Source organism: Acidicapsa borealis, assembly GCF_059115245.1.
Map to the genome: position 1 here is coordinate 3,446,379 of NZ_JCACNY010000001.1, position 23,388 is coordinate 3,469,766.

The 23,388-nt window shown below is 59.3% G+C and carries 18 protein-coding genes; 10 read left to right on the forward strand and 8 right to left on the reverse strand.

Translation table 11 applies throughout. The features are described from left to right. On the reverse strand, positions 1–1,395 hold the full coding sequence (locus AC5S27_RS14170; RefSeq protein WP_493935215.1) for a dicarboxylate/amino acid:cation symporter: 1,395 nt from the start codon (positions 1,393–1,395) through the stop codon (positions 1–3). A gap of 43 nt (positions 1,396–1,438) precedes the next feature. Here AC5S27_RS14170 and AC5S27_RS14175 point away from each other — a divergent pair, with 43 nt between their 5' ends. Further along, positions 1,439–2,611 carry a threonine synthase gene (locus tag AC5S27_RS14175; RefSeq protein WP_493935216.1) on the forward strand — a complete coding sequence of 391 codons (1,173 nt, stop codon included), beginning with the start codon at positions 1,439–1,441 and terminating at the stop codon, positions 2,609–2,611. Between the two features lie 100 nt (positions 2,612–2,711). Here the strand turns inward: AC5S27_RS14175 and AC5S27_RS14180 are convergent, their stop codons facing one another. After that, positions 2,712–2,984, reverse strand: a complete 273-nt coding sequence (locus AC5S27_RS14180; protein ID WP_493935217.1) for a metal/formaldehyde-sensitive transcriptional repressor — start codon at positions 2,982–2,984, stop codon at positions 2,712–2,714. Between the two features lie 124 nt (positions 2,985–3,108). Between AC5S27_RS14180 and AC5S27_RS14185 the strand changes: the two genes are divergently transcribed. Then, a complete protein-coding gene (locus tag AC5S27_RS14185; RefSeq protein ID WP_493935218.1) occupies positions 3,109–4,539 on the forward strand; it encodes a carbohydrate porin in 1,431 nt (476 codons plus the stop codon). 14 nt (positions 4,540–4,553) lie between these two features. Here AC5S27_RS14185 and AC5S27_RS14190 read toward each other — a convergent pair whose 3' ends face one another. After that, on the reverse strand, positions 4,554–5,978 hold the full coding sequence (locus AC5S27_RS14190) for a hypothetical protein (protein ID WP_493935219.1): 1,425 nt from the start codon (positions 5,976–5,978) through the stop codon (positions 4,554–4,556). Positions 5,979–6,171: 193 nt separating this feature from the next. Between AC5S27_RS14190 and AC5S27_RS14195 the strand changes: the two genes are divergently transcribed. Then, positions 6,172–9,057 carry a family 78 glycoside hydrolase catalytic domain gene (locus tag AC5S27_RS14195; RefSeq protein ID WP_493935220.1) on the forward strand — a complete coding sequence of 962 codons (2,886 nt, stop codon included), beginning with the start codon at positions 6,172–6,174 and terminating at the stop codon, positions 9,055–9,057. A 31-nt stretch (positions 9,058–9,088) separates the two neighbouring features. Here the strand turns inward: AC5S27_RS14195 and AC5S27_RS14200 are convergent, their stop codons facing one another. Continuing rightward, positions 9,089–10,741 carry a serine/threonine-protein kinase gene (locus AC5S27_RS14200; RefSeq protein ID WP_493935221.1) on the reverse strand — a complete coding sequence of 551 codons (1,653 nt, stop codon included), beginning with the start codon at positions 10,739–10,741 and terminating at the stop codon, positions 9,089–9,091. Positions 10,742–10,923: 182 nt separating this feature from the next. Between AC5S27_RS14200 and AC5S27_RS14205 the strand changes: the two genes are divergently transcribed. Next, the gene (locus AC5S27_RS14205) at positions 10,924–12,672 is read left to right on the forward strand and encodes a hypothetical protein (RefSeq protein WP_493935222.1); all 1,749 of its coding nucleotides are present in this window, start codon (positions 10,924–10,926) and stop codon (positions 12,670–12,672) included. A 163-nt stretch (positions 12,673–12,835) separates the two neighbouring features. On the opposite strand, the gene AC5S27_RS14210 is transcribed toward AC5S27_RS14205, so the two are convergent. The 4 genes from AC5S27_RS14210 to AC5S27_RS14225 all read right to left on the reverse strand — a co-directional run bounded on the left by AC5S27_RS14210 (position 12,836) and on the right by AC5S27_RS14225 (position 17,579). Next, complete coding sequence (locus tag AC5S27_RS14210) at positions 12,836–13,234, reverse strand: hypothetical protein (protein ID WP_493935223.1); 399 nt, start codon at positions 13,232–13,234, stop codon at positions 12,836–12,838. Between the two features lie 77 nt (positions 13,235–13,311). Continuing rightward, positions 13,312–15,264, reverse strand: coding sequence for an AAA family ATPase (locus AC5S27_RS14215; protein ID WP_493935224.1), 1,953 nt, complete (start codon positions 15,262–15,264; stop codon positions 13,312–13,314). A 429-nt stretch (positions 15,265–15,693) separates the two neighbouring features. After that, on the reverse strand, positions 15,694–16,074 hold the full coding sequence (locus AC5S27_RS14220) for an FtsB family cell division protein (RefSeq protein WP_493935225.1): 381 nt from the start codon (positions 16,072–16,074) through the stop codon (positions 15,694–15,696). 98 nt (positions 16,075–16,172) lie between these two features. Next, positions 16,173–17,579 (reverse strand): phosphoglucomutase/phosphomannomutase family protein, encoded by a 1,407-nt coding sequence (locus AC5S27_RS14225; protein WP_493935226.1) that lies wholly within the window; start codon positions 17,577–17,579, stop codon positions 16,173–16,175. Between the two features lie 162 nt (positions 17,580–17,741). Here AC5S27_RS14225 and AC5S27_RS14230 point away from each other — a divergent pair, with 162 nt between their 5' ends. The 6 genes from AC5S27_RS14230 (at position 17,742) to AC5S27_RS14255 (ending at position 23,334) form a co-directional block, all read left to right on the forward strand. Continuing rightward, positions 17,742–17,933: a hypothetical protein gene (locus tag AC5S27_RS14230; RefSeq protein WP_493935227.1), complete on the forward strand. Its 192-nt coding sequence runs from the start codon at positions 17,742–17,744 to the stop codon at positions 17,931–17,933. Further along, complete coding sequence (locus AC5S27_RS14235) at positions 17,930–18,529, forward strand: biotin transporter BioY (protein WP_493935228.1); 600 nt, start codon at positions 17,930–17,932, stop codon at positions 18,527–18,529. Before AC5S27_RS14230 ends, AC5S27_RS14235 begins: the two co-directional genes overlap by 4 nt. Positions 18,530–18,595: 66 nt before the next feature. Then, on the forward strand, positions 18,596–19,468 hold the full coding sequence (locus AC5S27_RS14240) for a menaquinone biosynthesis family protein (RefSeq protein ID WP_493935229.1): 873 nt from the start codon (positions 18,596–18,598) through the stop codon (positions 19,466–19,468). Positions 19,469–19,665: 197 nt separating this feature from the next. Continuing rightward, positions 19,666–20,694 (forward strand): GGDEF domain-containing response regulator, encoded by a 1,029-nt coding sequence (locus AC5S27_RS14245; RefSeq protein ID WP_493935230.1) that lies wholly within the window; start codon positions 19,666–19,668, stop codon positions 20,692–20,694. 82 nt (positions 20,695–20,776) lie between these two features. Beyond that, positions 20,777–21,007 carry a heavy-metal-associated domain-containing protein gene (locus AC5S27_RS14250; RefSeq protein WP_493935231.1) on the forward strand — a complete coding sequence of 77 codons (231 nt, stop codon included), beginning with the start codon at positions 20,777–20,779 and terminating at the stop codon, positions 21,005–21,007. Then, the gene (locus AC5S27_RS14255) at positions 21,007–23,334 is read left to right on the forward strand and encodes a heavy metal translocating P-type ATPase (protein WP_493935232.1); all 2,328 of its coding nucleotides are present in this window, start codon (positions 21,007–21,009) and stop codon (positions 23,332–23,334) included. Before AC5S27_RS14250 ends, AC5S27_RS14255 begins: the two co-directional genes overlap by 1 nt. Positions 23,335–23,388: the final 54 nt, after the last annotated feature.

The following is a 23,388-nucleotide window of genomic DNA, read 5'->3' on the forward strand; positions in this document are numbered from 1 at the left end:
TTAGCTCTCTCCAGCTACCGCCGGCTTGATCTCTTCCGGCACTTCCCATTGGCCTACGACTGCTGCCGCGAGGCAGTTGCCGGTGACGTTGAGCGCGGTACGGCCCATGTCGATCAAGGCGTCAATGGCGAGGATCATGGTGATCGGAGCGAGAGGCAGGCCAAAAGATGCAGCCGTGCCCATCAGCACCACGATGGTGGCACGCGGCACTCCGGCTATCCCTTTGCTGGTCAGCATGAGAGTGAGCAGCATGATGACCTGCTGCATGACGCTGAGGTGCATGCCTGCAGCCTGCGCAGCGAAGATGGCGGCTATCGAGAGATAGAGGCTGCCACCGTCCATATTGAAGCTGTAGCCAAGCGGAATGACAAACGAGATCACCCAGCGCGGGACGCCGAACTCTTCCATCCGCTCCATCGCCAGCGGGAGCGCGCTTTCCGACGCGCTGGTGGCAAAGCCGATGGCGGCCGGCTCGCTGACCGCTTTCAGAAAACGGCGAACCGGAACACGGGCCAGGAGCGCCGCAGGCAGCAGCACCAGCAGGACGAATGCAATCAGCGCTCCGTAGAAAGTGGCGAGCAGCTTCGCTAACGGCAGCAGTGTTGCGATCCCCATCTTACCAACGGTGTAGCTCAATGCAGCGCCCGCAGCGAAGGGCGCGAGGTACATGATGATCTTGGTGAATTGAAACAACGCCGCGGTCATCGAGTGAAGTACAGCCAGCAATGGCGCGCTCTTCTCTTTGGGCAGCATGGCGAGCGCTGACCCGAAGAAGATGGCGAAGACGGCTACCTGCAGGATCTGATTCTGGCCAAGAGCCGATACCAGATTCTCCGGGAATACGTTCAGCAGGAAGCCTTCGAGTTCATTGTGCGTCGCGTCGGCATGCAGCGCAGTGGGCGGAGGCTGTTGCGCCATCAGAGCGGCAGGTACGACCACGCCTTCCCCGGCGCGGGTGATGTTGATGGCCAGTGCTCCTACGAGCAGCGCCAGAGTGGTGATGACTTCGAAGTAGATCAGCGTTTTCACGGCAACGCGGCCAAGGCTTTTCAACTCGCCGTGGCCAGCGATACCGGTGATGAGCGTGCCGAGAATGAGCGGGCCGACGATGACTTTGATGAGGCGCAGGAAGATCTCGACGATGATGTGCAGATGCACTGCCAGCGATGGCACATCCACGCCAAGTTCGGCGCCCGCGAGAATGGCAAAAAATGTCCATCCTGTCAACGAACTCCTGCGCGCAGTTACGACAAGCAGGAGCAGCAATGCTGCACATCGGACCACCAGGCCCCAGAGCGGAGGATGTGACAAGGCAATCCCCAGCCCATAGACCGACAGGCCTGCGATGGTGGCAATCAGCATCCCGCGACTGGATTTGGAAGAGGACGAGGGCATCAGGTTCCTTTGCGAATGAGCAGCATTCGTTATTCTAGGGTGTATGCCGCCGATTGCCCATCTCGAATGCTCCCGCTGCCACGCTCCGCAAGACGCCTCAACCCCGCAGACCGTCTGCAGCAAGTGCGCTGGTGCGTTTTACGTACGCTATGACCTCGAAGCCGCGAAGGGGCTGGCGGTGCGCGATGCCATAGGTTCGACGGCCCACGATCGGCGCTGGTCCGGCATGTGGCGCTACCAGTCCGTCCTGCCTTCGATTGAACCCGTCACGCTGGGCGAGGGCTGGACGCCGATGTTGCCGAGCCGCCGCTACGATCAGGTCTTTCTCAAGGAAGAGGGCGCGAACCCTACCGGCACATTCAAAGCGCGCGGGCTTTCGCTGGCGATGACCATGGCGCGGCATTACGGCATTCAGAAAATCGCTGTTCCTTCGGCTGGAAACGCGGGTGGAGCTGCGGCGGCTTACGCTGCTGCCGCTGGTATCGAAGCGCACATCTTCATGCCGAAAGACGTGCCGATGGCCAATCAGGTCGAATGCGTGGCATACGGCGCGAAGATGACACTGGTCGATGGCCTGATCTCTGACTGCGCGCGCATCGTAGCCGAGCGCAAGCAGACGGAGGGCTGGTTCGATCTGTCCACGCTAAAGGAACCGTTTCGCATTGAAGGCAAGAAGACCATGGGTTACGAGCTGGTCGAGCAACTTGGCTGGACGTATCCCGACGCAGTCTTCTACCCGACAGGCGGCGGTGTTGGCCTGATCGGCATGTGGAAGGCATTCCTCGAGATGGAAGAGCTGGGTTGGGTCACCGGCAAGCGCCCGAAGATGATCGCCATCCAGGCAGCCGGTTGCGCACCGGTTGCTCGCGCCTTTGACGAAGGCCAGGCGGCCAGCCAGATGTGGCAGAACGCCGCGACCTTTGCCAGCGGGCTGCGCGTGCCGAAGCCCTACGGCGACTACCTGATCCTCGATATCGTTCGCGAATCGCTGGGGACCGTCGTAGCGCTCAGCGACGAGCAGATCTTTGCTTCGCTGCGCGACTGGGCATCGAACGAAGGAGTACTTCTCTCACCGGAGGGAGCAGCGGCGACGGCAGCGTATGACAAGCTGATGGCTGAGGGATTTCTCAGCCCATCGGATCGCGTTGTGCTCTTCAACACCGGCTCCGGGAACAAGTACACCGACGTAATTGGTCATGCCCTGGGCCTTGCGTAGGCGCCCCGCAACAGATGGGAGACGAGTCTTTTATCGTACGTTCATCTTCGCGCTTTAAGGTTTACAAGCCTCTTTCCATTTCTGACGTAGAAAGCCCGTTCTATTTGAGGTACGCGCGAACCAGGTCGATGAGGTCCTCTGCAAGCTCCGGCGCAATCTGCTCCTGGGAACCATCGGTGAGGTGAAAGCGGATATGCGTTTCCAGAACCTCTCCCATGAGGCTATTGACTCCGCCACGAACAGCCGCCAACAGCATAAGCTGGTCGCCGCAGTCTTTTTTGCCCTCAAGTGCACGCTCCACCGCATCCAACTGGCCACGGAGCTTGCGAATGCGCTGCAACAGTTTCAGTTTTTCCCGCTCGTCATGCGACATCGTGAATCTCCCGTGAAGTTGCGATTTAGGACTGGTATACCCACAGGGGGTATGGTATATACCCTAGTAGGGTATCCTTCATCGCAATCATATCGCACCCGATATCACGACCGGAGATTTCGTTTTGCCTAATGTTCGCTCGAATGTAAGAACCTGGCTTCTGATAGCCATTGTTGCCGGTTACGCAGCCGCTTCCCCGCTGGCGCAGACTCCGGAGCCGGTCGTCCCCAAGGCGGACGTGCCAGCGCCCGACAATCTCGATGCGCCCATCGTCACCATGTCGCCCCACTCGGACACCAGTCCATGGTGGCTTTCCGGGCAGGCGAACATCATCTTTCAGGGCCGTCCTGCGTTTCACTCCGCCTATGAGAGCACCAACAGCTTTCGCAACTCGGCCGAGTACAAGACCTCCATGGTGGGCACGCTCTTTACCGCGCTACGCGCCAGCAAGTCGACTCGCTATAACACCGATCTCATCCTGGACTTCGAAAGCGCCGGTGGCCGCGGATTAAGCGAGGCCCTGGGTCTCGCTGGATTCACCAACCTCGACGTGGTGCGCAACCCTAACCTCGGCTCAAAGCCATATCTGGCGCGATACCAGATCCACCAGACCATCGGCCTCAGCTCGGAGACAACCGAGCAACAGCGCGGCCCGTTTTCGGTGGCTCCCACTGTCCCGGTGCGGCGCATCGAACTGCGCGGAGGCAAGCTCACGCTGCCCGACTTCTTCGACATCAATTCGATCGGTACCGATAGTCATCTGCAGTTCATGAACTGGACGATCGACAACAATGGCGCATGGGATTATGCAGCCGATACGCGCGGCTACACCGTGGGCGCCATGGCGGAGTATGACGACCGCTCATGGTCTGTCCGTTACGGCTTGTTTGCGATGCCAGTGGTGGCAAACGGCATCGATATGGATTGGGCCTTCAGCCGCGCGCACGGACACAACGGTGAGTTTGAACTACGGCACAGCTGGTTTCCCAACCGCAAAGGCGTAACCCGCCTGCTCTTCTTCGCCAATCGCGCACACATGGGCACGTATCGCGAAGCCAACGATGCTTTCCTGCGCGGCGAGGACGCCACTCCCGACATCACCAAGCACCAGCACGAAGGCGCGCTCAAGTATGGCTTCGGCTATAACACCGAGCAGGAAATCACCGCCAGTCTGCGCGTCTTTGGACGATTCGGCTGGAATGAGGGCCAGCATGAGTCGTATGCCTACACCGAGGTCGATCAGACGGTCTCGGCAGGCGCCGACTACGCTGGAACATCCTGGCATCGGCCTGCGGACAAGGTCGCAATAGCCTTCGTTTCGAACGCCATTAAGAGCGACCATCAGGAGTATCTAAAGCTGGGCGGCAAGGGCTTTCTGCTGGGCGACGGCAATCTGAATTACGGCCGCGAAACGATTGTCGAAGGCTACTACAACTGCCACTTCTGGCGAGGCCTTTTCTACGCCCTGGATGTCCAGCAGATCACTAATCCCGGCTATAACCGCGACCGCGGACCAGCCTGGGTTGGCTCGGTCCGCGCTCACGTGGACTTCTAAGTTCGATCGCCCGTCTAGCGTTCCAGGCCCCATTGATTGACGTAGTGAAAACCGCGATCCAGCAGAGGATAGTGGGCCGGAATGGGAGTGCGAGTCAAAGTGACGACCGCCGGAGTAAACGGCGCCGCAGACTTGGCAGCACTCTTGTTCTTTGCCGCATCTGGAGCCACAGACGTCAGGATCAGATGGTTGTTATCAGGCATTTGAAAGTTGTACGTCACTGCGTCTGTCGGAAAGTCGCTGATCCGTAACGTATGTGCCTTCGCATCCAGCTTGAAGCGAGTACGCCACAACGCGCCGTCACTTGCGCGCGTCAGGCCGCGGGCCGCTGTATCGATGTACAAGTCGGTTGCCGGAAGTCCCTCGCCGGTGATGAATGAGCCACTGGCGGGGTGCGTAGCGTCCAGCTTCCAGGAGCCGATAAGAGGCGTCTGCACCTTGTTCGCCGCAGCATTTTGGAACCATCCAATGCCATCGGAGACGGGCATCATGATGAGGAAGCCAAGGCAGAAGACCCATTCCACTGTAAGCAGAGTGATGCGATACCAGCGGCGCTTCGCAGGTGGGATCCACGTGGCGGATGGCGCAGTGGGCCGATGCAGCCAGAAATAGCTGAAAAGCGATTGCACATCCGGCAGCGTAAGGAAACAAATAGCAAGCAACAGGCTCACAGCAAACAGCTTTACCGGCACATCAAAGAAAAAGTTATAGAGCACCACGTTGGCCATGACGAAGGCCGAGATCAGTGCTCCAAGCAGTGCGGTGCGGCGATACAGGAGCAGGACGCCGCCGATGACTTCAGCTGCGCCGCAGACCATCTCGTACACCGGATTCATGCCGATCAGAGCCCATAGGAAGGTCATCGGCGACATATTCCCGACTGGCTCGTTGAGGATGCCGACAGAGATGGGCGCCATCTGGAACGGGAAGACCTTGGCGAGGCCGTAGTTCAGCATGAACAAGCCGCAGGTGATGCGCAGGCCGAAACGCAGCCATGCGTACAGCGTGTTGTATTCCTTGCGCCGGTTGCCGCGCAGCATGGCGACGATAGTCCAGACGATGGCGCCAACCAGTGAGAAGACAATGAACAGCCCATTGAGAATCCAGTGCAGCGTAGTATCGCCCGAACCTGTCGGATGCCAGTGCGCGGCGATGCCGGTGAGGTGAAATACATGCTGGCCCATCCACTCTGCCAGGTGATCGAACGGCCAGTTCAGCACCGAGTCTATCCATCCTCCGACAACAGGAAAGAGGTCGAACACGGTGCCGTTGCCGAACAGAAAGAGGAAGCAGAAGAAATATAGGAATGCGATTCGAAAAAGAATTCGTGCCGCAACCGGCCAGGGCTTCACGGCAGGCTGCTCAGGAATAACGATGGCCTCTTCGACTTGCGGAGCCGAGAAATCAACATTTGTGAGCGTAGTGATGGCAGGGTCCATGGGAATCCTCTGAATATGATTGGGACTAGCCTTTCGCTCATTGTTGCCTACACCCGGCGTCAGGTCAAGAAAAGAGATTCGTGGAGAGCCAATCCCATCGTCAATAGATGTTTCACTTGCGTTGGCATCCCGAACGGAAATGCCTGCAGAATGAAATATTGCCGGAAGTACCGCGTCTTGCGTAGAGTTCGTTATGCCGGAAAATCGCGAAGAAGAGGATGCCTTGCCTCGAATCAAGCCCCGCCACGTACTCGCCGCTTTGCTCGTTACAGCCGGCCTTGCCCTGAACACTCACTCGCAATCTCCGGTGCGGATCAACAAGCCGCGTCAGGCGGTCGCAGGTACAGCGGGCATCGTCGCAACTCAATTGAAAACCGAGTCTACCGTCGATCCGCTCGGCATCGACGCGGCGAATCCTCGTCTGGGTTGGATACTGGCCGCTCGATCGACGGCGTCGAGAGGCTTATCGCAGAGCGCCTACCGCGTGCTGATCGCTTCGTCTCCTGAAAGGCTAATGCAGGCTCAGGGAGATATCTGGGACACGGGCAAAGTAGCATCGTCGCAGACCTTCGGCATTGCGTACGCAGGGCCATCCATGCGCTCCAGCACCAGCTATTACTGGAAGGTTATGGTCTGGGATCAGGATGGCCACCCTTCCCCGTGGAGTCCAGTGGCGAAATGGACGACCGGGCTGTTGAACGCAAACGACTGGAGTGCGCATTGGATCGCTGCCTCGCCCGACAAGCCAGACCCCGGACAGACACGCGAGAACGTCGGTGAACTCGGCGACTACCCTCCCCCGTTGCCGATCTTCAGGCGCGATTTTCTTGCGGAAAAGCCCATTCGGCGCGCGATCGCATTCGTCTCCGGCGTTGGGCAGTATGAATTGCGTATCAACGGAACCGATGTCACCGATAGCACTCTGAATCCAGGATGGACAGACTATCGGAAGACAGTTCTGTATAACTCGTGGGATGTAACCCACTTGCTGCATCCAGGGAGCAACGCACTGGGTGCGATGCTCGGCAATGGTATGTACAACGTCGATGGAACAAAGGGGCGGTACACCAAATTCATCGGCACTTTCGGTCAGCCCAAGATGATTCTTGAACTGCGCATCGAGTACACCGACGGCACCCACGCAACGATCGTAAGCGATCACAACTGGAAGACGACTGCTGGGCCCATCACGTATTCATCGATATACGGCGGAGAGGACTATGATGCGCAGCGCGAGCAGGCAGGATGGGATCGGCCTGGCTTCCATGACGCATCCTGGGCGGATGCTCTCGAGGTATCCGGTCCAGGCGGAACCCTGCAATCGCAATCAGCGCTGATGATCAAGATTGCCCACGTTTACAGCGCGCGCATGCCAACCCGTCCCCGGCCCGAAACGCTGGTATACGACCTGGGGCAGAACTTCTCCGGGTGGCCGGAAATCGTTGTGCAGGGGCCGCGCGGAAGCACTGTCAAACTCATCCCGGGCGAACTGCTCGACGCAAATGGACTGGTCACGCAACACAGCATGAACGCAGATCCTGAGCATGCAAACCTGTTTGTCTACACGCTGCGCGGACACGGCATCGAGCACTGGCATCCACGCTTCAGCTATACCGGCTTCCGCTATGTGCAGGTGGAGGGCGCAGCGCTCACGCCCTCTGCGGCCAAGCCTGTCATCGTAGCCATGCGCGGCGACTTTATCCACGCTGCAGCTCCCGTCGTAGGCCATTTCACCACGTCAAATCAGCTCTTTGAACGCATACACACGTTGATCGATATGGCCATTCTCAGCAACATGGTGAGCGTGTTGACCGACTGTCCGCATCGCGAAAAACTGGGCTGGCTGGAGCAGACGCATCTTGCTGGAACTTCGATTCTCTACAACTACGATGCGTCCGCGCTCTACGACAAGATGGCGCTTGATATGCGTGATGCCCAGCTACCGAACGGCATGGTGCCGGCGATCGCCCCGGAGTTCGTAGCCTTCGTGGACAGCAATGGCGTGAGTACCAGCTTCCGCGATTCGCCTGAATGGGGCAGTGCTTCCATTCTGAGTCCCTGGACTGAGTATCAGTTGACTGCGAATCAGGAAGTGCTGAGCGAAAGCTATCCCATGATGGTGAAGTATGCAAGCTACCTTCGCAGCCGCATGAAGAATGGCATGCTCACATACGGGCTGGGTGACTGGTACGACATCGGACCGAAAGATCCTGGGGAATCGCAGCTGACAGAGAAAGGCATGACAGCAACGGCAACTTACTTTGAGTGCCTCATTGCTCTTGAGCATATAGCTGAGATTCTCGGCAAGCCTTCGGAGGCCGCCGCCTTCCACGCCGAAGCAAAGGGAGTTCGCGACTCCATCAACGCTCACCTCTTGCATAGCGACAAGGGTCAGTACGATCGCAACAGTCAAACTGCCAATGCAATGCCGCTTGCGCTCGGCATCGTTCCCGAAGCTGCAAAACAGGCCGTGTTGCAGAGCCTGGTCGACGATATACATCAGCATCAGGATCACGTGACGGCGGGCGACATTGGCTTCCACTACGTGGTGCGGGCGCTAACCGATGCGGGCCGCTCGGACGTGCTCAATGCCATGCTGTTGCGCAAGGATTCGCCGAGCTACGGTTATCAACTGGAGAAAGGCGCAACCACGCTGACAGAAGCATGGGACACCAATAAGGACAACTCGCAGAATCATTTCATGCTGGGCCACGCGGAGGAATGGTTCTATCGAGGACTGGCTGGAATCGACATCGACATGAGCCGCACCACCCCGCGACAAATCATTCTTCATCCCACGCCCGTCTCCGGCACGAACGATGCGTCAGCTACCTACGAGTCGGTCCTGGGAACGATTGCCAGCGGCTGGTCACGCAAGGGGAATGTGGTCACCATGAACGTTCGCATCCCACCCGGCGCCACGGCCACCGTGGTCATTCCTGCTGCCGATGCAGCTTCGATTCGAGAGAGCAACGGCACGCTTGCCAAGGCGAAAGGAATTACATCCTGTGATTCGCAAACCGGCGCAACCACCTGCGTTGTAACTTCAGGGAGTTATCGATTTCAATTCAAGAACTAAGTTGCCTGGATTAATCTGACTAAGTCGGGCATCAGGTTACCAGGAAGTCCTTGTGCACAATGAGCTGATAATCGACCATCTGCATGCGCAGCGGAAGGCCGCCGACAGAAGCAGCGATACTTCGACCCAGGCGGGTCATCTCCTGTATCTGCTCCGGCCTGTCCCATGCGCCGGCCTGCATGGCGAAAGCCACCACGGGCCTGCCAGCATCTTGAATAAGATAGACATCCGAATCGTTCTGCGGCTGCAGGCCAAACTCCTTCAGAGCCTTGAACAGTGCGACCGCCGCCGGCGCGGCGAATGGCGCACGGTAATGAACGCATATCTTGCTGAAAGCCACGCCGCTGGACAGCCAGCGGATCATCCCGCCGAAAATCACTACTCCGCCAAGTACCAGGATTGCGCCGACCATCAGCTCCCCGCCGGAACCATTACTAAGTATCGCGAATCCAATCGAGAGCAATAGGATGATTAGCAATACCAGTAACACGATCGCGGCGGCCGGATTAGTCTTCGAGCGCCCGTAAGACTTGAAGATGCCAATCAGCCGGACTGGCGTCGCGGGCTGCACTACCTTCGCACTATCGACGCGGCGGGGCGGTGGCGGCGGTGAAAGCGGCGGCGTTCTCTGCCATTGTGGTTGCTGTGGACCGGTCTTCGACGGCGGCGGTGGTGTCTCCTTGACGAAAGTTCTCTCGACTTTCGGTGGAGTTTCGATTCGTGTCTCCTGCCAAGTTGCAGGGCGTGGTTTGCGCTGTCGCACGGCCTCCAGTTCAAGGAGGAAGTCATCCACGCTTTCGAAGCGGTCATTACGTTCCTTGGCGAGCATGCGAAGCACCATCGCGTCCAGCCCAGGCCACTGCGCGAGTTGCGGCACGATTCGGCTCGGAGCAACGCGCTCCTCGATCAGGTGCTGAAACATCCATCCATCGAGCGTCGGCGAATGAAACATCGTCCGGCCCGTAAGCATTTCATGCAGCACGCCGCCTAGAGCATATAGATCCACGCGGCCGTCAAGCTGATCAGAGGGCATGCCCTTCCATTGCTCGGGCGCGGCATATTCCGGAGTCAGCATCAGCCCACGCGTGCGGCTCACAACCGTGACATTCTCTTTCACCGCCGCAATCCCAAAGTCCAAAAGCTTGGGGATCTCCGTCTGCCCTGTGCCGCGCGCCAGCATGATGTTTTCCGGCTTCACGTCGCGATGAATGATGCCGTGCGCATGCGCTGAAGCCAGTCCCTGCGCCACGCCCCGCGTAATCGCAAGTGCTCGCTCCACCGGTAATGCACCGCCGGCAAGTTCCTTGCGCAGGTCCGGGCCTTCGACAAACTCCATCGCAATAAAAGGCGAACCATCCTCAGCCTGCTCCAGATCGATGACTTCGACGATGTTAGGATGGCGCAATTCAATCTGTGCCTCCTGCCGAAAACGCTTCATCAACTTGGGATCACCGCTCAGTTCAGTGGAGAGAAATTTCAGAGCACGCATCTTGCCGCGAAGCATGTGTTCCGCAAGGTAGACGACACCCATGCCGCCGCGCTCAAGCATGCGAACAATTCTGTACTTCTCTCGGATGATCATGCCCGGCTCTAGCTGACCTGACTCCATCAGCATGACCCCGTGTTCGGGGCACTTAGTCTGATGCGTCGGATGCGCCGTGAAACAGACCGGACAATACTTCATCGAATCTCTCACTTCCCTTGAGTGAAACCATTCTCTCAGCGCCCTCCGATCCTAGCAATTGGATTCTCAACCGAAAAGGCAAGAGATGCGGAGGTCTCCAGAAGGAATAGCGTAAGTTCTCTCGAAATAGATCAAATTCAGAAATCATTGGTCACGCGACGATCCTGGGCTATACTTCGTGCGTGACGACCCAGACATCTCCAGCCCCTTTTGCGCGCAGCCGTGCGCTGCTGCTGCTTTTGCTAGCGGTAACCATTGTGCTGGGCGCGGTCGAAGGCGTGTATGGCCGTGTCCGCTACTCCGGCGACGCCATCAACTACCTCAACATCGTCCGCGCCATCCACGTTGGCGACTGGAAGCTGGCGCTGAATTCCTACTGGGGACTGGGGTATCCGCTGCTCATCTCGATCGCAACTCCGCTCTTTCCTACCACGCCGGCTGGAGAATGGGTTGCGGTCCATGTGCTCAATGTCTTGATCCTCGCTGCGACTTTTGGCGCGTTCTACTGGCTGACGGGGACGGCGGCGCAGGCACTGTCCCTGCATGCGAAGCTGAATCCAGCCTGGCGAATGGTGCTGATCCTGGGAGCATTTGCGATTTTTCTCTCGACGGAGCTGACGATGGACAATGTCTCCCGCGTCGGCCCGGACATGCTGGTGTCAGGAATCGTCTTTGCGGCAGCGGCTCTGCTCGTGCGGCTCAAAGAGGGCCCGACGGCGAAGCGAGCGATAGCGCTGGGAGCGCTGCTTGGTCTGGGATTCGTTGTAAAAGCAATCTTCCTGCCGCTGACGCTGGTCTTCGCCTTCACCGCCCTTGTGGCTATGTGGAAGCAGAGGCCGCGCTTTCGCTATCTGCTGCTTACCCTGCTGACGACAGCAGTGTTCGCTCTGCCGTATGTTGCAGGACTCTCCTGGGCTGCCGGGCGATTCACCTACGGCGATGCCGGACCGCTGAACTACGCGTGGAATGTAAACAAGCTCGAGCCAGGCGGGCTGTGGCAGGGGCAGCCGCCAACCTTCGGAACACCGGTTCACCCGGCAAAGCTTGTTTCGGTCGTACCCCATATCTATCTCTTCGATGGACCTTTTGCCGTCACCTTTGCCCCCTTCTTTAACTCTCCCTACTACTACGAGGGGTACCGACACTTCTTCAGCATGAAGGCGCAGATTCATGCTTTCGGAGGAAACCTGTTCCGCCTGGTCAAGACTCTGCATCTCCAGTTTGTCATCTACGCAATGGTGCTGTGCTGGGCGGTCGGCAGGCCGGGGAGTAAGGCAATTTCTCCAAGGCCGGGCACACTCGCGACGGCTTGGCCTCTGCTGCTGGTAGCGGTCGGCGGAACAGCGATCTATCTGCTGGTTTTTGTCGAGGCACGCTACATCGCATCGTTCCTGGCCATGACGCTCCTGGTGGGCTTGCTGTCACTCGTAGGACGAGAGGCCGTCCGGCAGGAGGACAGCGCAGCATCGCAGCGCAAGCTGGTCACCATTTCTCTGTTGCTCGCCGGCTGCCTGGCCACCCTGCTCGCGAATGCCCATGATTCCGATCGTGACCTGATTGGCCATATCCGCCATCACCAGCTTTACTCAAACGATGAGCAGTGGAAAGCCGGAAAGTATCTGCGACAGGCCGGACTGCATCCGGGCGACAAGGTCGCCATCGTGGCAAACCTGGTTGATGCCACACGATCCACCTGGGCCTACATGGACGAGTTCCAGATTGTCGGAATTCTTGGTGGTTCTCTGCTGGAGACGCAGACGATAGACTTCGATGCCTTCTGGCAAGCGACGCCGGATGCCCAGCGCGCAATGCTTGAGAACTTCCATCACACCGGCGCTCGAGCCGTGCTGGCGATGGCCAAACCGGCCGATCTTCAGGCAGTAGGATGGACAGCCATTCCCGGAACGCCCTACTGGCTGTACCGCTTCTGACCGAAACTACTCGATAGGAAGTCCCGGCGAAGCCGCCTTCAAGAGCTGTTGCCAGTGCAACCTTCTTGAGTAACGTTTCCGGCTCAATGCCTTCGAGATTTTGGTTCGGGGAACCACAATCTCGAAGGCATGATCCAGACTACTCGTTCCAGACTTCATGGCCTTAACGACCCGAGGAGTGAGGAGCAGCAACGTGCGCTGAGCGAGTACCGCGATCGAGACCGCTTGCCACCATCCCCTTAACCTGCACAGAGTCGAGGACCTGGTTCTGATTGACATTGTCAAACTTCAGCCGGATCTTGTCCTGCGCCGGCGCATCGTTTCCGGGCCCGACCAGCCAGTTGAATCCGACCGAGGCATTCTTGTTTTCGAACGTCATGATATGCGAAGCCGAATCGGTGCGCACGGTGTATTCGCCGGCAGGGCAAACCTTGCCCGAAGCGGTGAAGCTGAAGGGAATCTTGATCACGCTCGTGGTTGCGGCATGGGCGGACTGGCTGGCCAAAACTACGACGGCCATCACTGCTGGGGCGAGAACGATGTTACGAAGAGAGAGTCGCATGTGTGTGTCCTCCTGACTACATGAATCACACTAGCGAGCTTCAAAATAAAAGGTGTTAAGTTTCCGTCGAGAAAGCGTCAAGCTTTTGCTGTGTCCAGAAAATGATTTTCGACGAATTCGTTCTGCAAACGGAATGCCGGATGTTCGCGAATCTCTGCCTGCACCTGGGCACGCTCCAGTTGCGGAAGGTTCGCGGCGATCCGTGTCGCATGATCCAGCAGTGCAGCTGCTTCCAATGCAGCGCGGCGGCCGTGTGCATGGTCTGCGGCAACACGCAACGCTTCCACCGCATGCTTCCAGTCCCCAGCCGCCTCATAGTGCTGAGCCATTTCGCTGGCTACACTCGCGGCATTACCTGCGAACAACTCGCCCAGCTTTGTAGCCACGCGACAGTGTCGTCGAGCCCGGCGGGTAGCAGTCTGCCTGTGGTAGAGCACTTCACGATAGAGCTCATGCGCAAACACGTAGAAGGCCGAGCAGGTGCCATCGGGAAGCTCGTCCACACCGGCGCGATTCAAGTACGGAAGCCGTCGAGCGAGATCGTCGAGCGCCTCCTCCGTCGCTTCCACATCCTGCTCCAGCGCCGCCGCCACCGTCCATGCGGAGAAGACAAAGCTGACCAGGCTGCCACCCTCAAGCAGTCTCTGCTCCTGAGCATTCAGGCGGCCAATTTCGAGCTCAATCATCTGCTCCAGGCTGTCCGGTACGCTGCCTCTTTCGGTCTGCAGATCCTTAAGCGGGCGCACCAACGTCCACGCAGATACACCATCCACCATGGAGCGCGCCAAGACCCCTTCTGCAATCAAATGCTCCAACATCGCAAGCACGAAGAGAGGATTTCCCTCGGAACGATGGTGCACAAATTCCGAAAGAGTTGCCGGAATGGCTTCGTGCTGCAGCTCCTGAATCAACAGTTCCCTGACTGCGCTCCTCGAGAGAGGACGCAAAGCAATCTCCGTGCACAGGCGCCGCACCAAAAGATCCTGCTTCAATGCGTGAACAGCGTTCTCAGCCCCCTGGGCGCGGTCGGCATACTCAGCGGACGCATCCGTCCTGCCACCCCAGGGCCGGTATGTTGCAATCATCATCAGCCTCACCGGCGCCCTGCGCCGGGCCAGCGCTGAAAGCAGATGCAGCGTCGCCTCATCCGCCCATTGCATGTCTTCGAAGACAAGGACCAGCGGGCACTCTGCCGCCAATTCTTCAAGCGCCAGGCAAAGATCGCCAGGCATCCGCTTGAGACTGCCTGCATCGACAGCCAGACCGCAATCGCGACCAAGCGCCGAGAGCCAGGCTGGAGCCATGCGCGCCAGCACACGGCAGACGCGTTCGCCATCAGGCGATCCGCACAGCTGGCTCAGCGCCTCCATCACCGGGTAATACTCTTCTCTCGAGCCAAAGCCTTCAACACATTGTCCGCGGGCCACGCATGCGTTGCCGTTCAAGTCCGGTCGCCTGCAGAAGGTATCCATCAGGGAGGTCTTTCCGATACCCGACTCCCCTGTGACAAAACACACTCTGCGCTGGCCGGAAGCGACCAACTGCGCCTCTGCTGCCAGATGTGCCAACTCGGAATTCCGGCCAACGATTTCGCGCGCTGCAACCGCACTGAAGTCGGTCTTGTCAAAGCGTCCGCTGGCGGGTGAAGGGGCCAGTTGCTCGGAATCCGGCTTCGCAGCCTTATCCGAAGCCCGCCTTCGCTCTGGCTGGCCAGCGTTCGCTTGTGAATCGGAAACTTTCGCGACAAAGCAATAGCCGCGCTTGGGCAATGTCTGAATGAAACGCGGACTTCCCGCATCATCCCCAAGCAGCTTGCGCAGCTCCAGTACATACGTCCGCAGAACCTGCGGCTGAACATAGGTCTCCGGCCACAGTGCGTCCAGCAACTCATCGTGCGTGATCAGCCGGCCAGGATTTTCGACGAGGTATCGCAGAACAGAAAAGCACTTGAGCGGGACTGCAATCTGCTCACCTCTGTGCCACAAACACTGATTTACGCTATCGAGTCCAAACGAATCAAAATTCTTCATGCCGCCGGCCTCTCCGGCAAACTGCGGTTCGTGCCTTGTCCTAGCAAATCAGTAGCCACAGTTGTCATCTGCCACCTCCGGCCTATCTCGAATGTCTGCTTGCAATTAAGCCGGCCTGCCAAAAATGCATAAGAGAAGATCGCAGCAAAATGTGTCCAAAGACATTCACGCCTGTCCGCTGCCGGACAGATCACAAACGAGTGGTGAACAGGCACATTCTGTGACCACTGAAAACCTGCAAATAAACGCCGAAACTGGAACGCCGAAACTAGAGACGCACATGCGCTCTCGAAGTCATACGTTATCGCTAGCCTGATTGTTGCGGAAATCCATCGCTCTACGCAAAATTATTTGCGCATTCATGGAGAGCGCGCTTACCTGCACGTCACGTCGCAGGAATATCTCAGGCGCGGAGTGCCATCGAGAAAATCACGGCAGTGCGACCGGACCCGCCGGCTTGGGTGCCGCGTCCGGAAGCGCGTAGATGACCTCATTGGGCCGCGCATAATGGAAGCGCTCCCTGGCCTCATGCTCTATCGCGCCGGGATCAGACTTCAGGCGATCGACGTGCTGAGAAAGATGCGCATTCTCCTGCGTCAACTGGTCGATTTCCTGGGTCAGCGACTTGTCTTCTGCACGCTTCTGCTGCCAGCTGTTCAGGCCGTTGCGCCCGTTGACCACGTGCCAGGCGAAGAAGAGCGCGAACACAATCGCTGCAACCGTGCCCAGACGGCGACGGTTACTCAAATACTGTGCCCACCAGCGCTGTAAAAGCGTTGGATTGGGCTCGGGTTGTTTCGTCTCTGGCATTGCGGCTCGGGGGACTTCGCCTTAGCCCGTAGACCACTCCATCCCGACGGAACGGAGTGGTCTACAGAGATACTGCGTTCGAATACAGTCGATCGTTTCTATGACAGTACGAAGTCTTTTGCCGCGGCAGAAAGAGCCGCCATATCCGCTTCGTTCCTGGCTTCCGTATAGGCGCGAACCACCGGCTCGGTGCCTGAAAGGCGATAGCAAACCCACGAGCCGTCATCCAGAACCAGCTTCAGGCCGTCGGTGCGGACAACCGCCGTCACCTTGCGGCTGCCTAACTCCGTGGGATCTACCTTCAACTTCTCAGTGAACTTGGCCTTGGCATCCGCGGTCAAGTGGAAGTTCTCCCGATTGGGATAGAAGGAACCTACTTTAGCAAATAGCTCCTTCAGCTGGACTCCAATGGACTTACCGCGTTTCGCAACCATCTCCGCCACCAGCAGCCCGGCAATCACGCCATCCTTCTCCGGCACGTGGCCGCGAATGGTGAGCCCGGCAGACTCTTCCCCGCCAATCGCGATCTTGTCGGCAATGATCAGTTCGCCAATGTACTTGAAGCCCACCGGAGTTTCGTAAAGCGGAACTTGATGGAAATCGGCCAACGCATTGATGAGATTCGTGGTTGCGACTGACTTGGCGACACCGTTCTTCCACCCGCGCGTTTCCACCAGGTAGTCAAAGAGCAGCGCAATGATGTAGTTCGGCTGAATGAACGTACCGTCCTGATCGACAATCCCAAAGCGGTCAGCATCACCATCGGTGGCGATGACCAGGCTGGCGCCGGTCTCGTTCATCTTCGCCTTGGCATCCGCAAGCAGGTGATCATCCGGCTCAGGAGCATGACCACCGAAGAGTACGTCGCGATAATCATGCACCGTCGCGACTTCCACGCCCACGGAACGCAGAATGTGGCAGCTGTAGCCTCGTCCCGCACCCCAGAAGGGGTCGAAGACCACCTTGATCCCGGACGCTTTGATGGCCTTGAGATCCACCAGCTCCGCCAGCCGCGCGATGTAGGCGGGCTTCACGTCCACTGTTTCGAAATTCGGCTCAGGCGTGTTCAGCCGCGGAATCACCGGATCGTCGCCGAGCGCAACAATGGCCGCTTCGATCTGCTTCGTCACTTCCGGCAGCGCAGGCGCACCGTCATGCGTCGAGAACTTGATTCCGTTGTACTCCGGCGGATTGTGGCTGGCGGTGAAGTTGATCGCGCCGGAAGTCTTGAACGTGCTGACGGCATAGCTGATGGCCGGAGTGGGCGCGGCATCGGGGATAACGATCGGCGTCACACCGGCAGCAGCGAGTATGCGTGCGGCCTCATCCACGAACGACTCACCGAGAAACCGAGGATCGCGGCCTACAAGCACACGATGCGGCTCGGGCTGAGTTTTGACGTACGCGGCAATGCCGGCGACAGCGCGGCGAATGTTGGCAATCGTGAATTCGTCGGCGACGATCGAACGCCAGCCGGAGGTGCCGAACTTGATGGGGGTAGCCATGGATATCCTTCCTGAAGCTGCACAGTAATCTTGCCCCACGCGAGCGGTATCGGCAAGCGCAGAATGAGTCGGGATCCGGGCTAAGCGCTGATTTTGTTGAAGTTGAAGTAGGGGCATAAGGCTCATGCCGGGGGTCTGATATTCTTCGAATTGGCTGTGCTGATGCGCTGGTTGCTAATTGGGCTTCTCGTCTCCGTGGTTGCGCTGGTCTGTGTGGCGGGCGCTATAGCGCGTCACGTCTGGCGCCAGAGACGATCCCAGCCGGAAGAAGTTCCGGGGCTGGAAGCGGTCACAGTCGAAGAAAAACCAAAGCTCGAAGATGTGGAACAGATCGAACCGGGGGTAAAGCTATGAATTTGACGACAGATAACCACGGCAGTGTGGCCGTAGCGGCCGGGCAGCCGAGTGCCGCCCTGACCCTGCTGCGTACCGGCGGAATTGTCCTGGCCGGGACAGCACTGATTGCCATTTCCGCGCACGTCGCGGTGCCGCTCTGGTTTACGCCGGTGCCGGTGACCATGCAGCCGTTTGCAGTGATCCTGCTCGGCCTGCTGCTGAGCCCGCGCGTGGCCTTCGCCACCATGGTCGCCTATTTGGCAGAAGGCGCGGCTGGCCTGCCGGTCTTCACTCCCAGCGGACCAGGCGGCCTGCTCCAGCTCTTCGGACCCACCGGCGGATACCTGCTCAGCTACCCCGTTGTAGCTCCGCTGGTTTCGACCCTTCTGCGTCGCGGCAAAACAACCTTCTCGCGCAGCGTCGTCGCTGCCGGCCTAGGAAGTCTCGTCACGCTGGGCATGGGCGCCATCTGGTTCGCCCTCTTTACCCATACGCCAGCGTGGATCGTTCTGAGCCACGCTGTCCTTCCCTTCCTGCCGGGCGACGTCTTGAAGGTCGTCCTCGCCGCTGGGATCGCAGCCGGCGCAGCACGTTTTCGCAAGCAAAACAGCTAGTCCAAAATCGCAAAGCAGTATTCGTAAGCCAGCATTTGCAAGTCAGTTGAAAGGGAGTCATCTTCAGTGAGTAGCACTCAGGCCAGCGCGGGGTCGGTAACAGATACGCGCACTATCACCATCGCCCACAGTCCGGATTCGGACGACGCATTTATGTTCTACGGCCTCGCCACGAATAAAATCCGTGTCCCCGGGTACCGCTTCACCCATACGCTCTGCGACATCGAGACGCTCAACAAGCGCGCGATGAACGAAGCCTTCTTCGATATCACAGCGGTTTCGTTTCACGCCTACCCGTACATCCAGGACAACTACACCCTGATGAGCTGCGGTGGCAGCGTCGGCGAAGGCTACGGACCGATGGTCGTCTCCAGCCGTCCCATGACCACCGACGACCTGAAGAAGACTCGCATCGCCATTCCCGGAACCATGACCACCGCGTATCTCGCGCTCAAGATCTTCAATCCTGACCTCGAAACCGAAGTCGTCCCTTTCGACAAAATCATTCCAGCCATCCAGGCCGGTGAGTTTGATGCCGGACTCATTATCCACGAGGGCCAACTCACCTACGCCGCCGACGGACTGCGCAAGGTCATCGACCTCGGCGTCTGGTGGCGCGAACAGACCGGCCTCGTCCTCCCGCTTGGCGGCAACGCAGTCCGCCGCTCGCTCGGACCGGAAGTGCTGCACACCGTCACGCAGGCACTGCGCGACAGCATCCAGCACGGGCTCGACAACCGGGAGCAGGGCCTCGAATACGCCATGCAGTTCGCCCGCGATCTGGACGCCAACCTGGCCAACCGCTTCGTCAGCATGTACGTCAACGAGCGCACGCTGAGCTATGGCGACGACGGCCAGCTGGCCATCCGCAAGCTGCTCGACCTCGGCTACGAGAAGGGCATCATTCCCATCAAGCCCAAGGTCGACTTCGTCGATTAACGGAATCCCGCACCAAACAAGAGAAGAGGGTGGCCATCCGGTCACCCTCTTTCTTTGCGCTCAGTTTCGAGTCATCAGCCGCAGGTCCATCCTGCAATATGACGCGACCAAGAACAGTCCAAATCTCTTCGGCAATTCCCGAAATGAGCTAAAGACTTTCTAATTTCCTCCGATGGGAAGAGTACGGAGGAACCACCATGCGTTCCGGAACACACTCCCGCACAATCCAGCCATTCAACTCCGGCCCAGCGGTACTTCTGGCTTCGCCCGATCCGGTCCTGCTCGCAGACCTGCGCAGCATCCTCAACTCTCTCGGCCTGCGCGTTGAAACAGTCTCCGCTGGAGACCAGGCCATAGCAGCGATACAAACTTTGCGAACACCGGGAATTCTGCTGCTGGATGTGCGCCTGGCCGGTCTGAGCAACGGCCAATTGCTTGCGGCAATGGCCGAATATGAGGTACACAAGCGCTGCGCCATTGCTCTGATCGCCGATGAGGTTTCCGACGAATGGATTGCCCGGCTGCGGGAAGGCGCCATCGACGACATTGTCCCCCGCAACCTCGACGCAGCCGGATGGAACACCCACATCCACTCCATGCAGCGCGGCCACGGGCTCTACTGCGAACTGGAACACCTGCGCGAAATCAGTCTTCTCGAAGTCCGCCACGACCCGGTGACCGGCATTTTCAATCGCGACACCATGCTGACCCTCCTGTTTCGCGAGACCGACCGCGTCCAACGACTGCGCGGCGCGCTCAGCACGGTGATGCTCGAGCTGGACGGCTTTGCCCGGCTCCGTAACAACCTCGGCTCCGGGACCGCCGACTACCTTCTGCGGGAGGTCGCCATCCGGCTGGGCCGCATGCTGAGAAGCTACGATTTGCTCGGGCGCAGCGGTCCGGAATCCTTTCTCATGGCTCTCCCCGGCTGCAGCACCATCAACGCCATGATGCTGGCCGAGCGCATGCGCATTGAGGTCTTCGGTGAGCCTTTCCTAAGTACCCCGAACGAGGGTACAGAGACGCAAATTCAACTGACCGCATGCGCCGCCGTCGCTTCCAGCCGCGGACGATCGCCCATCATCATCCTTCGCGAAACGGAACACACCCTAGCCCAGGCGAAGTTGTCCGGGCCCGACACTTTGCGCTGCGCCAGTGAATCTCCCCTGTCGGCCGAAATCGCCGGTCCACATCTCTTTCCGCAGGCAGAAATGGCCGTCTGGTAGCCCGCTGTTCCCGCTCACTGCGACCGCGTTGCATCTTTTGTCACTCCCGGGGAATCCTAACTAGGTAGACAGGAGTTGGAACGTGGCGGAAATTACATTACACATCGACGGAATGCACTGCGGTTCCTGTATCCGGCGAGTGACGCAGGCTATTCATAACGCGGGACCATTCAAGGTAGAAGAGGTTCGCCTCGGGGCGGCTCGCTTTGACGCCCCCGAAGAGACGACCTTAGCATCGACTGAGCTCGCCGTGGCCGCTTTGGCCAAAGCAGGCTTTGCAGCTCGGCCCGAAGCCGTCGGGATAAGCGAATAATGGGGGCGACACTGACCCATTCCGGCAAACCGAACGACATAGAATCCCAGGCACCAGCAGAGCAGTCGACGCAAACCATCATCCTGCCGGTTCTCGGCATGACGTGTACAGCCTGCCGCCAGCACGTGGAGAGCGCGCTGTCAGAAGCACCGGGAGTTCTCTACGCCCGCGTTGACCTGATGCGCCACCGCGCCTCGGTGGAGTTTGACAGCACTGTGACCGCTCCTCGGACATTGGTAGACGTCATCCGTGACTCCGGCTACGATTCAGCCGTTCCCCGCTCCACCGCTGAATCCCAACCAGCCTCAACCGGACACTCCTCAGGAGCAGGCTGGAAGGCCGCGATCACCATTCTGGCCGGCGTGGCGGCAATGCTGTTTTCGATGCCACTCGGCATGGATTCAGCAAGCATGGGCGGCCTCGACGCAGTCCTCATGGTGACCGCGCCCTGGCTCTATGAGATTCCTGAAACCCCGCTCCGCTGGGCATTGTTGGTCGTGACCGCCATCCTCGCCGTCTGGGCAGGCCGCGACATCTACCGCAGCGCCTGGAAGGCCCTGCTGCACCGCGAAACCAACATGAACACGCTGGTTTCCCTGGGAACCGGCGTAGCCTTTCTCTATTCGGCCTACGGGACCATCTTTACCAGCGATAGCCCCGAGCCCACCGCGGTCTACTTTGACTCCGTCCTCCTGATTCTCGGCTTTCTACTGCTCGGCAAGTGGCTGGAAGGCCGAGCGCGCAGTTCGGCCTTGGCCGCCGTTGATGCCCTCGCCGAACTGCAGCCTGCCACAGCGCGAGTCCGCCGCGATGACGGCGAACGGTTCGTGCCAATCGAGCAACTGGCGATCGGCGACCTAATCGTTGTCCTCCCCGGCGAACGCATTCCAGCCGACGCAGAGATCGTCACCGGCCGCACCACCGTCGATGAATCCATGCTCACCGGCGAATCCGTCCCGGTAGGCCGCAGCGTAGGCGAACGCATCCTCGCCGGATCGGTGAACTACGACGGCGCCGTCACCGCCCGCGTCGAGTCCGCCGGCGAAGGCACCACTCTGCGCCAGATCGCCCGCCTCGTAGAGCAGGCACAAGGCTCCCGCGCCCCTATGGAGCGCCTCGCCGACCGCGCCAGCGCTATCTTCGTACCCGTCGTTCTCATCCTTTCAGTCCTGACCCTGGCTGGCTGGGTGTTGACCACCGGCAGCATCTCCGACGCCATCGCAGCAACGGTCTCAGTCTTAGTCATCGCCTGCCCCTGCGCCATGGGCCTCGCCGTCCCAGCCGCATTGACAGTAGCCATCGGCCGCGGCGCGCAGTTCGGCGTGTTGATCAAAGGCGGCGAAGCGCTGGAACGCGTAGCCGGCCTGCAAACAGTGTTGATGGACAAGACCGGCACACTGACCCTGGGCAAGCCCGCACTGGTCGGCATGTCCACCATAGGAAACATCCAGGAAACGGACGCGCTCCGCATCGCCGCCGCCGCCGAGGATCACTCCGCCCATCCACTGGCCCACGCCGTTGTCGCCGAGGCACGCAGCAAGGGCCTAAGCTGGCCGCCCGCCGAAGACGTCCAGCTCATCCCCGGCCGCGGACTATCAGCCAAGGCCGAAGGCAAATCCATCCTGCTAGGCAATGCCGAACTGATGCAGGAATGGTCGATTTCTCTTCCGCCAGACCTGAAACCCGCCCAACCCGGCATAACCCGCCTCTGGATGGCGGTCGACAACAAGATCACCGCCTGGTTCGACGCACGGGACGTCATCCGGCCCACCGCCAAAGCCTCCGTCGTCTGGCTGCAGCAGCAGGGCCTCAACGTGGAAATGCTGACTGGAGACTCCGCGCAGGCAGCCGCTCCCATTGCTGAAGCCGTTGGTATCACCTATGTATCGGCCGGACTGATGCCGGCAGACAAGCTCGCAAGAATCCGCGCCGTGCAGACCGGCGGCCAGAGCGTAGCCATGGTCGGCGACGGTATCAACGACGCCGCAGCGCTCGCCCAGGCAGACGCAGGCATGGCCATGGGCGCAGGAGCAGCGCTCGCCCAGGAAGCAGGCGACGTCCTCCTGCTCACCAGCGACCCGGCTGGCATCGCCACTGCAATCTCTCTGGCCCGTGCCACCACCCGCGTCATGCGGCAAAATCTCTTCTGGGCCGCCGGCTACAACGTCATCGGCATCCCGCTCGCCGCCGGCCTGCTCTACCCCTGGCTCCATCTCCAGCTCACTCCCTGGATGGCAGCGGCAGCAATGGCTTTCAGTTCCGTAAGCGTCCTGCTGAACAGTTTGCGTCTAAGAAGCTGGAAGGCTCCACTCAATTCTTCAAAGTGACTCCGCCGGACGGGCCGTCACGATAAACTGAGTCAGGAAACGAAACCCAGGCCC

Excerpts from the sequence above, each read along its gene's own strand:
- AC5S27_RS14190 (WP_493935219.1), bottom strand. The coding sequence starts at position 5,978 with ATGGACCCTGCCATCACTACGCTCACAAATGTTGATTTCTCGGCTCCG.
- AC5S27_RS14255 (WP_493935232.1), top strand. The coding sequence starts at position 21,007 with ATGGGGGCGACACTGACCCATTCCGGCAAACCGAACGACATAGAATCC.
- AC5S27_RS14210 (WP_493935223.1), bottom strand. The coding sequence starts at position 13,234 with ATGCGACTCTCTCTTCGTAACATCGTTCTCGCCCCAGCAGTGATGGCC.
- AC5S27_RS14170 (WP_493935215.1), bottom strand. The coding sequence starts at position 1,395 with ATGCCCTCGTCCTCTTCCAAATCCAGTCGCGGGATGCTGATTGCCACC.
- AC5S27_RS14200 (WP_493935221.1), bottom strand. The coding sequence starts at position 10,741 with ATGAAGTATTGTCCGGTCTGTTTCACGGCGCATCCGACGCATCAGACT.
- AC5S27_RS14235 (WP_493935228.1), top strand. The coding sequence starts at position 17,930 with ATGAATTTGACGACAGATAACCACGGCAGTGTGGCCGTAGCGGCCGGG.
- AC5S27_RS14220 (WP_493935225.1), bottom strand. The coding sequence starts at position 16,074 with ATGCCAGAGACGAAACAACCCGAGCCCAATCCAACGCTTTTACAGCGC.
- AC5S27_RS14225 (WP_493935226.1), bottom strand. The coding sequence starts at position 17,579 with ATGGCTACCCCCATCAAGTTCGGCACCTCCGGCTGGCGTTCGATCGTC.
- AC5S27_RS14230 (WP_493935227.1), top strand. The coding sequence starts at position 17,742 with ATGCGCTGGTTGCTAATTGGGCTTCTCGTCTCCGTGGTTGCGCTGGTC.
- AC5S27_RS14245 (WP_493935230.1), top strand. The coding sequence starts at position 19,666 with ATGCGTTCCGGAACACACTCCCGCACAATCCAGCCATTCAACTCCGGC.
- AC5S27_RS14195 (WP_493935220.1), top strand. The coding sequence starts at position 6,172 with ATGCCGGAAAATCGCGAAGAAGAGGATGCCTTGCCTCGAATCAAGCCC.
- AC5S27_RS14175 (WP_493935216.1), top strand. The coding sequence starts at position 1,439 with ATGCCGCCGATTGCCCATCTCGAATGCTCCCGCTGCCACGCTCCGCAA.
- AC5S27_RS14215 (WP_493935224.1), bottom strand. The coding sequence starts at position 15,264 with ATGAAGAATTTTGATTCGTTTGGACTCGATAGCGTAAATCAGTGTTTG.
- AC5S27_RS14180 (WP_493935217.1), bottom strand. The coding sequence starts at position 2,984 with ATGTCGCATGACGAGCGGGAAAAACTGAAACTGTTGCAGCGCATTCGC.